At 37.1% G+C, this 12,709-nt stretch carries 12 protein-coding genes; 1 reads left to right on the top strand and 11 read right to left on the bottom strand.

All coding sequences use genetic code 11. From position 1 onward, the window contains the following. The 4 genes from yidC to WBM70_RS08310 form a co-directional block, all read right to left on the bottom strand. The coding region (gene yidC, locus WBM70_RS08325; protein WP_424558041.1) for a membrane protein insertase YidC at window positions 1-613 on the bottom strand (613 nt) is incomplete at its 3' end. A gap of 52 nt (window positions 614-665) precedes the next feature. Continuing rightward, the gene (gene rnpA, locus WBM70_RS08320) at window positions 666-974 is read right to left on the bottom strand and encodes a ribonuclease P protein component (RefSeq protein WP_424558042.1); all 309 of its coding nucleotides are present in this window, start codon (window positions 972-974) and stop codon (window positions 666-668) included. 46 nt (window positions 975-1,020) lie between these two features. Next, the gene (gene rpmH, locus WBM70_RS08315) at window positions 1,021-1,155 is read right to left on the bottom strand and encodes a 50S ribosomal protein L34 (protein ID WP_223891047.1); all 135 of its coding nucleotides are present in this window, start codon (window positions 1,153-1,155) and stop codon (window positions 1,021-1,023) included. An 88-nt stretch (window positions 1,156-1,243) separates the two neighbouring features. Then, the gene (locus WBM70_RS08310; protein ID WP_424558040.1) at window positions 1,244-1,723 is read right to left on the bottom strand and encodes a hypothetical protein; all 480 of its coding nucleotides are present in this window, start codon (window positions 1,721-1,723) and stop codon (window positions 1,244-1,246) included. 83 nt (window positions 1,724-1,806) lie between these two features. On the opposite strand from WBM70_RS08310, the gene nspC reads away from it, so the two are divergent. Continuing rightward, window positions 1,807-2,943 (top strand): carboxynorspermidine decarboxylase, encoded by a 1,137-nt coding sequence (gene nspC / locus WBM70_RS08305; protein WP_424558039.1) that lies wholly within the window; start codon window positions 1,807-1,809, stop codon window positions 2,941-2,943. A 68-nt stretch (window positions 2,944-3,011) separates the two neighbouring features. Here the strand turns inward: nspC and WBM70_RS08300 are convergent, their stop codons facing one another. The 7 genes from WBM70_RS08300 to WBM70_RS08270 form a co-directional block, all read right to left on the bottom strand. Beyond that, complete coding sequence (locus WBM70_RS08300; RefSeq protein ID WP_424558038.1) at window positions 3,012-6,206, bottom strand: translocation/assembly module TamB domain-containing protein; 3,195 nt, start codon at window positions 6,204-6,206, stop codon at window positions 3,012-3,014. Next, a complete protein-coding gene (locus WBM70_RS08295; RefSeq protein ID WP_424558037.1) occupies window positions 6,203-7,306 on the bottom strand; it encodes an autotransporter assembly complex protein TamA in 1,104 nt (367 codons plus the stop codon). Before WBM70_RS08295 ends, WBM70_RS08300 begins: the two co-directional genes overlap by 4 nt. Window positions 7,307-7,339: 33 nt before the next feature. Further along, entirely contained in the window at window positions 7,340-7,927 is a 588-nt protein-coding gene (locus tag WBM70_RS08290) for a hypothetical protein (protein ID WP_424558036.1), read from the bottom strand. Window positions 7,928-7,986: 59 nt separating this feature from the next. Continuing rightward, complete coding sequence (locus WBM70_RS08285; protein WP_424558035.1) at window positions 7,987-8,874, bottom strand: NAD(P)H-dependent glycerol-3-phosphate dehydrogenase; 888 nt, start codon at window positions 8,872-8,874, stop codon at window positions 7,987-7,989. Beyond that, the gene (locus WBM70_RS08280) at window positions 8,871-10,511 is read right to left on the bottom strand and encodes an NAD-binding protein (protein WP_424558034.1); all 1,641 of its coding nucleotides are present in this window, start codon (window positions 10,509-10,511) and stop codon (window positions 8,871-8,873) included. The genes WBM70_RS08285 and WBM70_RS08280 overlap by 4 nt, the downstream gene beginning before the upstream one ends. Window positions 10,512-10,572: 61 nt before the next feature. Next, window positions 10,573-12,003 carry an Asp-tRNA(Asn)/Glu-tRNA(Gln) amidotransferase subunit GatB gene (gatB, locus tag WBM70_RS08275; RefSeq protein ID WP_424558033.1) on the bottom strand — a complete coding sequence of 477 codons (1,431 nt, stop codon included), beginning with the start codon at window positions 12,001-12,003 and terminating at the stop codon, window positions 10,573-10,575. A gap of 71 nt (window positions 12,004-12,074) precedes the next feature. Beyond that, the coding region (locus WBM70_RS08270) for a hypothetical protein (RefSeq protein WP_424558032.1) at window positions 12,075-12,709 on the bottom strand (635 nt) is incomplete at its 5' end.

The following is a 12,709-nucleotide window of genomic DNA, read 5'->3' as shown; positions in this document are numbered from 1 at the left end:
GTCTATGTCCCGGTGTGATAAAATATGGTGTAGATGAAGAAGTAGTTACTGTAACATCATACTCTCCAGTAGATTTGAAGGTGATCTTTTTAGTGACTGTTAGCGATGAGAGTGTTTGTGTCAGTGTCACAGTTTGTGCACTTTTACTCACATCAACCGTATTACTTCCTGCATTGACATAAGGTGTTTTAAATGCTTCTTCATTCAGTTTAACATCTGAAAATCTTATTTCCAGTGGTTTGACTTCATTGACATTTAACATCTTTAAATTATTACCCTCATCATCATGATACTTCGTTTCTAAAAGTTCAACTTGAGAGATACGTCCAAACTCATCTACTGTCATGATAAAGTTATCAGATTTTACAGTAACCAAACCTGTAGATGCCATTTGCACCGGAGCACTTGCTGCTGTTGTTACTGCACTACTTGGAGTAGGTGCATTTGCATTCGATGCAGTGTTTACTGCTGGTGTTTGATGTGTAGCAGTTGATGTTTGTTTGACATCTTGCGTAGGTGTTGGAGCCGGAAAAAAGTAGCTATAGCCTATAAATACAAAGAAAGAGAGCGCTAATGCCAGAAGAAGTCGTTTATTTAAATCTTGTTGTTCCAAAATTTTACCTTTTATAATATATCAATGATAGTATAGTGTTATATGTGTTAAATTATGTTGCAGTACACTTCTTAAGTGCATGTAGATACGCTTTACGTGTTACAGAATAGTTTTCGTCAATAAGTGCAGGTTTTGCAACCAGTACGTAACAACCTTGCGATAAGAGGTCTATATTTTCGATGAAATGTGCTCTTAACAAACGTTTTGCTCTGTTTCGATGAACTGCATTTCCAATTTTTTTAGAGGCTACAAAACCTACTTTATACTCATCACACTTTTTGTAGAAGAGTACAAAATAAGATGTATGCCATGTTTGTGTAGAGTGTTTATACACTCCGTTGAACTCTTTACTGGTTTTAATCCTAGTAAAATGTTTAATAGAACTGATGGCTATATACCTAAAAGCTTTATACTGATAGTCTTTTTCTACCCTTAGCTCTTCTTGCAGAAATCACTTTTCTACCATTTTTAGTTTTCATTCTTGTTCTAAATCCGTGTGTTCTTTTTCTTGGTGTACTATGAGGTTGGTATGTTCTTTTCATTCCGAATAATCCTTAATAAATTTGTACCAACATTACATGTGGCATATTTGGACGCGATTTTACAGTAAAATGCCTTAAGTCCTACTAATTAGTATAGACTTCTGAAAACAATTTCATTAGACTTATTCGTCTGTTTACTTTTTACAAATGTTTCAAGCAGTTTTAGTACCACTTGTTTAGGAGAATAATGTCTAACCCTTACTTCCAATTCTGTACAATAAATATCTGTACCCTTATCTAATTGAATATTGCGGATCACTCTCTCTGCAAACCGATATCCGCCATCCACCTTTGTATCTTGACAAAGCATGACATAAATAGACTCTTCTTTATCAATTTCGTATAAGATGTCAGTTTCTCGTTTCTCTTTAGACAACAATGCATTTAAATCGATATCCTTTGCTGTCAAAAGCATAAGAACAAAAGTCTGTTCTCTTTCAAGATCCATAAGATAATACATGATATCAATAGTAGGTTCCAATGTCTTTAACATATTTGCAGCAAGTTCAATTTCCTTACCGGTAAAACTTAAATTACTTGAACGATTTTCATTTTGTCTATTTCCCATTGCGATATGTCCCCTTCAGCATCTAATAAAAATATTTTGTTCCATTATAACAAAATATTTCAGATTCTATTGTATAATTTCTTATGAAAAATATACTATCGACTCTACCTTCTCCTTGTTGGCTGCTAGAAGAAGAAAAACTTCAAAAAAACCTTCAACTGATCTCAGATATTAAACAACAAAGTGGGGCAAAAGTATTACTCGCTCTAAAAGGGTATGCTTTGTGGAAAAGTTTTCCTCTGATCAAACCTTATCTTGATGGATGCTGTGCCAGTGGTCTATATGAAGCAAAACTTGCAGATGAGACTTTTTCTAAAGAAGTACATACCTATTCTCCTGCATTTAAGGAAGAAGAGATCAAAGAGATAGCTAAAATATCACATCACTTGGTCTTTAATTCCCCTGCCCAGTTTCATACCTTTGCAGCGATGGCTAAAACAATAAATCCAAAACTCTCACTGGGTCTGCGTGTGAATCCAGAGTATTCAGAATCACCCAAGGAGATATACAATCCATGCGGGCTCTATTCTCGACTTGGTACCACATTGCAAAACATCGATGAGACGGTTTTAGAAGACTGTGATGGTTTGCATTTTCATGCACTCTGTGAACAAGACAGCAGTGCCTTAGAGAATGTACTTCAAAATTTTGAAGAGAAGTTCGGATCCTACATACCACAAATGAAGTGGATAAACTTCGGTGGAGGACATCATATCACTCGAAAAGGATATGACACACAGAAGCTCATACAGCTCATTAAAGACTTTAAAAAAAGATATGAGGTGGAAGTCTATCTTGAACCAGGAGAAGCCGTAGGATGGGAGACCGGTCCACTGATCACTACTGTTCTTGATATCGTACACAATGGTATGGATATAGCCATCCTTGACTCTTCTGCTGAAGCCCATATGCCTGATACGATCATCATGCCTTATCGTGCAGAGGTACGTGATGCAGGTGAAGCAGGTGAAAAAAAACATACTTACCGTCTGGCTGGAAACACCTGTTTGGCAGGAGACATTATGGGAGACTACAGTTTTGAAGTCCCTTTAAAGATAGGAGATAAAGTTATATTTGAAGACCAAATGCACTATACCATGGTCAAAGCGACTACCTTTAATGGCGTGAAGCTTCCTTCCATAGCCATAAAAAGAATAAATGGTACTGTTGAAATGTTACGTGAATTCGGATATGAGGATTTTAAGAACAGACTTTCATAAGTCTGTGCACTCTTATGTTCCTATAGAGAAACTTACTCCTAAAAGGAAAAAGCCATATGGAAACTTTCTTAAAAATCTCTCTTATAGATGATATCGTAAGATTGAGACTCTTCACTTACGCCTATCACACTTTCAGTACGTTCTCCATGTTCATATTTGAGTTTTACACTCGAGATCTCATCATTGACATAGATGATCGTGATATCATCTGTCAATTTTTTACCGACTTCTACACTGTTACCCTCACCCAGCATAAGATGATCCAGTTGGATACCAAAGTCTGAAAGAGCAGACTTCGCCATAGCTCCCCCCATCATTTTCATCATATCTCCACTGCTGTTTGTACCTGCTCCTCCTTCTGAGTCAAACAAGATAACAGATAATATCTCTTCTTTTGTCAAAGAAGGTTTAGATGAAAAGTTGATATTTGGTGTATTTGCACTTCCTGTAATAATGATAGTAATAAGATGATTCAACGTCTTGTACTTTACACTTATCTCAAGAAGAGGTTTGTTTGCGTCACCCGTAAAATATACATGACTTTTATCCAGTACAAACCTCTTGCCTTCAAAAGTATAACTGCCGCCTTCAAGTATCTCAACAGATCCCAATACCATCAAATCTGACAATTCAGCTTTGTATACATTTAGATCTACCTTGGCCTTGATGTTCACAGCACCCTTATTATAAATAAGCGGTGTTTTTGTTTCTACCTGTACTGAAGCACTGAGATTATCCATGAATGGACTTGCTTCTTTCTCTTTCATATCCTGAACAATAAGAATATCACTATCCGAAGCATATGTTTTTTGATCCAGATCATAATGTATGTTGCCGCCCAAAAGAATAACTTTTCCATTTACAGAGGTCTTATTGCCATCCAATACTGTTTTAATATCTATCGCACTATCCAGATCAATGATCTCATGTGCTATATGGAGTTTCGTTGCTGTTGTGTCAATAGTTCCTTTTTTGGATTTGAGATCATATTTACCTGCTATTTGAAGTTCATCATTCAGCCAAATCGGCTCCATAGTTATACTCTCATCCTTCAATAAAATAGTTGAGGGCTTTGTAGAGAAAAACTTTTGGCCTGAATACGTCAGTGTATAACGATCCAAAACAACTTTTTCTTCTTCCATATTCACGGCAAGGTCAATATCGTTTATGTAATGCTCTGTTTTATGATCAGCTTGATACATGATCTCAGGTGACTTCAGCATCAGACCTATATTTTTCATTTCCGTAATTTCCACAGATAGTTCTGCACTGCCTTTCACAACAGGGATATCATCCCCAAGAGTATAAATACTTTTAACACTTTCAATTAAAGAGGTCATAGAATTGATCTTTGTATCTATAGTTATCTTTTCTTCTACAATTCCAGATACATCTGTATTTAAACCTCCCAATGCAATCTTACCTTCTACTTTAGTACTGTTCAGGTCATACTGTACATTCGACCTTAAAGTACCGGCTGTAAGCAGCGCATCTACCGTATTATTCAAAAGTTCAACATCAGCCTTTACAGGATTCAAACTATCCCACTTTAACTCTTCACTGTAAGAGCGTAAAAGTGACTCATCAGGTATATAGCTAAGCGTTTTTACCAGCAGTGTTTCTTTGTAACTGACATTTGCATCTATATTCACCACATTTGAATCTATTTTCGCATAGGCTACTATCGTCGCATTCTCCTCAAAACTCAATGGCGCATCTATCACAATATTGGCTTTTGTTTGGTTCAGCTCTGCAGGTAGTTCAATAAATTCATTGAGGACCAAGAGCTCCTTATTCTCTAAATGAAATTCAGCTTTTTTGAAATCCGATGATATAAATGTCCCTTGAAGATTATCAGACTCTATATTTGTGTGTATACTTTTACTGTCACCATTATATTTAATTAGTAAATTATTGAGCGGTTTCACAAATTTTGCATCTACACCGATGATCTGTTTTGCATGGATCTCACCACTATAACTTATATTCTTATCCATCGTAAATATATTGGTCACTGAAACATCTTTGGCATATGGTGTCGTTAACATTACTTTGCTGTCAGCCTGCAAACTTCCCTCTTTGATCTTATAGACCACATGTGTGTGTAAATTGTCTATATCAAGATTAAATGCATCTTTTTCACCCTTGAGCAGCTGTTTCATCGCTATATGTAAGTCTGTGGTTACCTCTTTTTCAGAAACATTTAAATCTAAAACTATATCACCTACAGCCTCTCTTCTTATAGGAAGCTCATAGAGTTTAAAGAGTGCTTTTTTGGGTTTGAAATCCACTTTTCCAATGAGCTTATTATTCTTAACCTTCGTTTTGTAGTGTATATCACTGAGGTTCGTACCGCTATTTAAATTGATGTTGGCCTTTTGAAGTAAAAGTTTTTGTACATCAAAAACAGCGTCAGTTCCTGTTAAGTTTAAGTGTTTGATATCTACAGGGTCATAAATAAGAGGAAGTATACTGACCTCTAATTTATCAAGGTGTACCCATGTAGGAATAAGCGGATTTACCTGTGTATCTTTACTGGTATTTGTTTCTACTGTAACCTGTTCATCACCTTGATGACTCTCATTATTATCAGGAGTGAAAAGTGTTTGCAAGGCAAGCGTATCAACATCTTTTATACTCAATTGTTTTATGATTACATGACTGTCTTTTAAGCTTGCATCCAAAACGATGTCTGTAACATTCGTATCAATCTGCAGCTCTAATCTACGTATATCCACATTGTCACTTGTATACCCTACACCATTTACATCCAACATGACATCAGCAATGCTAATACCCTGTTCAACAAAAGGTTCAAGAGTGAGTGATAGATGATCTACTTTTACACCAATATCAAAAGACTCACTGCTGCTGACCTCTTCACTCTGATTATTCTCAACAGAAGAAAAGGAGGCAATAAGTGTCTTGATCGTATCCACATTGGCTTTTTCTACCTTCAGTGTATTGACTATAATGGTTTTTTTAAAAAGTCCGGCGGGATTCCATTTCAAAGTAATATGCTTAGCAAGAGAGTCTTCACTATATGCCAGATCTTCTATCTTTACTCCCGTAAGGACATTTCCATAAATACGACTATAGGTGATATTGTAATCAGGGGCATATGTATCGGCCACTTTTCTAACAACCAGAGCAGAATTAACTATAAAATAAAGAACCAGCCCCAACACAATAGCAGTGATCAGTAGATATACAATCACTTTTCTCATCCAAAGTAACGGTTTGTAAAGTAATAAATTTTTCAAAACGATTGTCCTATCTGGAATGAAATACCATTCTGGGAAGTGTCATTCACATTGACAGCAATATCCAATTTAAATGGTCCTATAGGTGTCATATATCGCACTCCAATACCTGCAGCAGTTATGATATCCCCTTTAAAGTCATAACTCTCTTCCGTGAGCATAGTATTATCAGTAAAGAGTGCACCATAAAGATCACCCCACATAGGATAGTTCGCTTCTAAAGAGAGGTTAGCCATGGTTGACGCACCATTGATAGAATCTTCAGTTGGAGAAATAATAACACCTAGTTCTCTAAATCCATACGCACGGTTAGAATAAGCACCACCACCAAAAAAATACTTTGATTCAGGGAGACTGTTCTCTCTTTCAGTATCTACTACCCCTACTTTTCCAACAGCTGCCAAAGTGAGATTTGAAAATGTATGTATGATCCTGCCTTCATAAAATGTTTTATAATAAGCACTTGCCTCTTCATCTTTGGAAAGTCCAAACTCTGCATAAGCAGCAAGATAGTACCCATATTTAGGATTAAGCTTGGAATCTCTGGCATCATAAATAAAATCAAGATACGGATACAAAAGATTAAATGTACCTTCTGTTACAGCCTGTTCCAGTTCTTCTCCGGGTTTCAGATTGTCCAAAGCGTCAATCACAATATTCTCTAACGCGATTCCTGTCCTTAATTGCAATCTCCCAAGCTCATATTTCAAATATCCTCGAGCAAATGTTTTTTCTTCTTGGAATCCGTCAAATTCAAAATTTGAATATCCTGCTCTTCCCCCCAGATCGATATAATGCCCATAAAGATTTAAAAATGCCGGCTTAAAATAACTTAAAACAAGCAGTTGCTCTTTTTGCGACCATGCAGCCTTAAGTTTTACCTGTTGCGCATTGCCCATAAAGTTATTCCTGGTTATTTCACCATGTACCCTAGCACCTACAAACGTATCATATCCTGCTCCTGCTTCCAAATGATATGGCTTTTGTATCTCTTCAAACTTGATATCCACCGGCACAACATTATAAAACTTTCTATCTACATTGATCAGAACAGAGTCAAAGCTATTCAGTGAATAGAGGCTATTGGATGTATCTTGCACCAATACCGGGTTAAACCGCTCTCCTTCTCTTGCTCATACACGTGATTTAACGACATCTTCATCTATCGTTTTTAATCCTGTTATTGTTAGTTCTCCAAAAGTACATTCGCCACCCTTTTTCAATACATAGTGTACATCAACAGTATGCAGATCCAAATCAACATAGGCTTTACTATCAAGATCATAACTACAATATCCTTCTTTAAGTAACTGTTGAATAATCTTACTTTTTATCGACACAAAATCTTTGGCCCGAAAAATATCATCCCTCTTAAATGTGACCAAGGTAGAGATATTATAGTCACTGGAGATATTGATATCTCTCACCCTTACAGGTTCATTTTCAGTGATGCTCACAAAGATGGTCGTGTTGGTCTCTCTAATCGTATGGTTCGCATCATAAAAACCTTCAGAGTCAAAAAAACTTTTCAGAGAAGGTTCCAAAGAAGGTATTAATTTATCTTTAATACGAGGTGTGTCATCTTTCCAAAATTGAAAAAAACTTGGTGTTGTCACGCCCAACGCATCTTGCAGATCAGCTTCTTCAAAGTGCTTTTGTCCAGTAAAATATATCTCATGGGTAGGTAAGACTATTTCCTCTGCAGAAAGAAAAGTAAACATGCAGAGCGTTATGAAAACTTTAACTATATACTGTATCAATTCTTTTTCCTCATGCTTTTTCAACTAAGTAGATCTTTCACACTTTCCAAAGGATCTTTCCCTTCTTCGATCATTGCGTACACTTCCTGAGCAATTGGAAGATAGATCTCTTTTTCTTTGGCAATTTTATAGATGGCTTTTGCAGTAGGTACTCCTTCTGCTACTTCACCTAACTCTTCTAATATCTCATCCATGCTCTTGCCCTTTGCAATGCCTAATCCTACACGAAAATTTCGTGAAAGTGTTGAACTTGCTGTAAGAAATAGGTCACCAGCACCGCCAAGTGAAAGAAATGTTTCTGTCTTGGCACCAAAAGCTTCTCCAAAACGTGTCATTTCTACCAAACCTCTTGAGATAAGTGCCGCACGTGCGTTATTTCCCAATCCTAATCCATCACACACACCACCGGCAATGGCAATGACATTTTTATATGCCCCGGAGATCTCCGCACCCACCACATCATCATCCACATAACCTTTGATAAAGTCAGGTAATGCATGCGCATAGGTCTCTGCCAACTTTTGATTGGTAGAACTTATTTTCAGTGCTGTAGGAAGCGATTTTTGTACTTCCGCTGCAAAAGAAGGACCTGAGATGAATGCCAGTCTATCTGCGGAAACAAATTTTCCATAGACTTCATTCAAAAATGCACCAGTACTTGTCTCTATTCCTTTGGCTGCCACAAGTATATTTTGTCCATGGTCCACAAAGTTCTCTTCCATCCATCCACGAACGAATTGTGCAGGTATTGCCATTACCAGGTATTCATACTTTAAGGCTTCTTCCATAGGAACAAAATTTTCTAACTCTTTAGTACGCCGAGAGGAAATAACCACATCATTATTCTGACTATAGGCATGATTCAATGCCTGCCCCCATTTCCCTGCCCCAATAATAGCTATTTTCATTTCTGAACCCTTTTTACATTATTTTCGATCATTTCAACAAACTGTGAAGCACTCTCATCATACATATCAAATATCTTACTCACGCCTGATAAAAGTAACTTTCTATTATCTTCTTTAGTATCAGAAAGGGCTACGATCTCATCTGTAAACCCATTTGCTCGCAAGGTAATACTCACATAGACATTTAAAGCTTCATCATTCATAGCACACACAGTAATTCCATCTTTTATTTCAGGTATTTCACTGCTTTTTTGATCAAGTAGTATCACATTTCTAAAACCATCACTTTTGGCAGCTTCAAAACTTTCATTCCCAATCTCATAGATAGTAATATCTATACCCTCTTTTTTAAGCATTTTACAAATATGCTCACTCTTATTGTTATATCCAAAAAAGTTAATATTCTTCTTTTCAACCTCATAATGGTTTTTCAAATAATGGAACGCTTTGGTATCCACCACATCATAAGGTTCAACCAGTCCATCCACTTGCGTAGCTTCATATTGTGGCCGTAGTTCTATTTGATTCAAGCGAGTATATACCACTGAATCAGCATGAACACTTTTCGCATTGAGAATAAAATAGATGTTATTAATATCAGAGCTTCTCAACGTAAGCATCGCTGTGATATTTCCTCTTTCATACAATGTTTTGATAAGTTTCGCACTGGAACCGTCTGCTTGTATCACATTATAGCCATCCTCAAGTGCCTGCTTGGCTTTTTCTTCATCCATCTCTATAATAACCGGTTCATAACTCTTATGTATTTTTAATTTTTTAGCGATCGTCATACCCAAATGACCATATCCATTGATGATCACAACATTCTGCATTTTATTCGCAGAGTTGATACTATCTTGATTACGCAGTTCGCCAAATCTTGTTGAAAAGGCAGAAACCATTACAGAGGTCACAAATGAGATCATAGCGATACCAAAAATGATACCGAACATAGAGACCACTTTACCTAACTCAGTCACAGGAGAAATATCACCATATCCAACTGTAGAAATGGTCACCAGTGCCCAATAGATAGCATCCAGATAGGAACCCAATGATTCATTGACACCATACTCAAGCAAATAGAAAATAGAACCAAAGGTAAAAGTAACACCTAAAAGCATATATCCTAGAAAGATGAATTCAAAACGTTTTTTAAGCAGTGCATTGAAAAGACTGGATGCTCCATGCATATAATGATACAGTTTAAGCAGTCGTATAATTCTAAATTTTGGGAAAATAGCTATAAGATCAATAAGTGCAGGCAGAGAGATCATATAGCGTAATTTTGATTTTACTATGGACCAATATCGTTCAGACCTGTTCTTCTCAGAAGAGGTAGAGACAATATATTTATGTATGTCATGGCTTATCCAGAGTCTCAATAGATACTCCAAAGCAAAAACAGCTGTGATAAAATAGAGATCAAACTCTACAAGCCACTCAGGGATCTTTTCTGATTTACTCAGGATGAGTATAGAGATAGAAATCACAATAAGTGCTATCATAAACCCATCAAAGTACTTTTTATAGGGGTAATTTACATCTTCAAGAAGTGCACGAAAAAATGATTTTGTCTTTTGATAGCGTACAGAACCGTCTATCTTGTGGGAGAGTTTCAGTATAAAATCATGCATATGTTTCTACCTCCCTCAAATTTATCATTTCCCGGTCAGATACCAGGAATGAAAGAATGATCTACCCTAGTCTCTGCTTGAGTAATTCATTTACCTTAGCTGGATTCGCAGAACCTTTACTGGCTTTCATGGTTTGTCCGACAAAGAAGCCAAAGAGTTTCTCTTTACCACCTTTATACTGTTCAACCTTCTCTTCATTTGCAGCCAAGATCTCATCGATAATCGCTAAAATTGCACCATCGTCACTTACCTGTGCAAGCCCTAGTTCTTCAATCAGTGCATCGATATCACGACTTTCATTTTCCATCATATGATCAAGGATCTCTTTGGCTCCTGATCCAGAAATAGTACTGTCTGAAATTTTAGACACAAGTGTTCCCAATGTCTTGGCATCCACAGGCGTATCTTCCATAGAGAATCCTGCTTTGTTCAAACGACCAAGTAACTCTGATGTCAGCCACGTAACCGCTGTTTTCGCTACTGCACCGTTTTCCAACATCTCTTCAAAGTAGTATGCCATCTCTTTGTCTGAAGTGATCACATGTGCATCAGCAGACTTGATACCAAGCTCCTCTACGTAACGTTTTACTTTAGCATCTGGTAGTTCCGGCATGACCTTTGCTTCAGCTATCATTTCTTCCGTTACGATAAGCGGACGTAGATCAGGGTCCGGGAAATAACGGTAATCCGCTGCTTCTTCTTTTCCTCTCATGGACTTTGTGACACCTTCATCCACATTCCAGAGACGTGTTTCCTGATATATCTCCTGATCATACACGCCATCTTCATAGGCTTCAATTTGTCTTTGTACTTCATAGGCTATCGAAGCAGCCACAAACTTGAATGAGTTGATATTCTTGATCTCTACTCTTGTACCATAGGCTTCTTGCCCTTTAGGACGGATGGAAACGTTCACGTCACATCTAAAGGAACCCTCTTGCATGTTTGCATCAGAGATGTCCAGATAGCGTACAGTAGAGTGTAGTTTTTTCAAATAGGCTACAGCTTCATCAGAGCTTCTCATATCTGGATCAGATACAATCTCAAGCAGTGGTGTACCTGCACGGTTCAAATCCACTTTAGAATGGTCACCCTCATGTATATTCTTTCCTGCATCTGCTTCAAGATGCGCCTGGGTCATACCGATACGTTTCTGTGTACCATCAGCAAGGTCTATGAACAGCTCACCTTTTTGGACGATCGCTTTTGTCAATTGTGTGATCTGATATGCAGAAGGACTGTCTGGATAAAAATAAGATTTTCTATCAAAAATAGAAGCATGATTTACATTTGCATTAATCGCATATCCTAGTTTCATTGCTTTTATAGCCGCTTCTTTATTCACCACAGGCAATGCACCCGGAAGTGCCAAACAGGTTGGACAGGTATTGCTGTTTTGGTGTTCTGCAAAAGAGGTGGGACAAGCGCAAAAAAGTTTCGTTTTAGTGTTAAGCTGAACATGAACTTCAAGACCGATAACGGTTTCAAACATAGTAATTTTCCTTATAAATAGTACGCGTATAGAATTAGGTAGATTATAGCGTTTTGCTTATTTAAGAGAGTTTATTGCTTGATTATACGGATATCTCCAAAGAAGATCAGGTCTTTTAAAACTGCTTTTTCTACCAGACCCTCTTGACCGATCCTCACATCAAGTTCACCTTTTCTGCTCTTATAAAGTTTACGATGCATTACGACTGTAGTATACCAGTCTCCTGTTTTGCCTTTACCAACAAATCCTTTTATCTTTTTTAATGATTTTTGTGACGGAATACTGACATCAACACGTCCATTTTTCCGATCAGCCCCCACGGCTTTAAAACGATATTTCTTAGGGGTCTGTTTCTCTTTGATATGTTTAGGTAAATTCAAAAAAAGTGTCATCATATCATCTTTACCGTAGTAATCAAGTCTCATTTTTCTATCGATGACAAGCTTGTCATATTTCCACTGTTTATATTGTCGTGTAAGCTTCTTTTTTTTATGATCAACCCTGTAGATCGTTGTACTGGTATATTCACCATAAGATTTGATCATTTGATACATGTCTGTAACCAACAAACCCTTAACAACATGTCCTTTGGAGATATGTCTTTCTTTAAGATTGTTTGTCACTGCTTTTCCAAGACCTACAGTAGATACGTTGGCATTTATCGCATAGAATTGATCATCTGATGTTAACGTAGCATGTACCTTCC

It is taken from the genome of Sulfurovum sp. (assembly GCF_049668085.1).
GTDB lineage: Bacteria > Campylobacterota > Campylobacteria > Campylobacterales > Sulfurovaceae > Sulfurovum.
The sequence above is the reverse complement of the archived record's forward strand: the minus strand, read 5'-3'. Positions and strand labels throughout refer to the sequence as shown.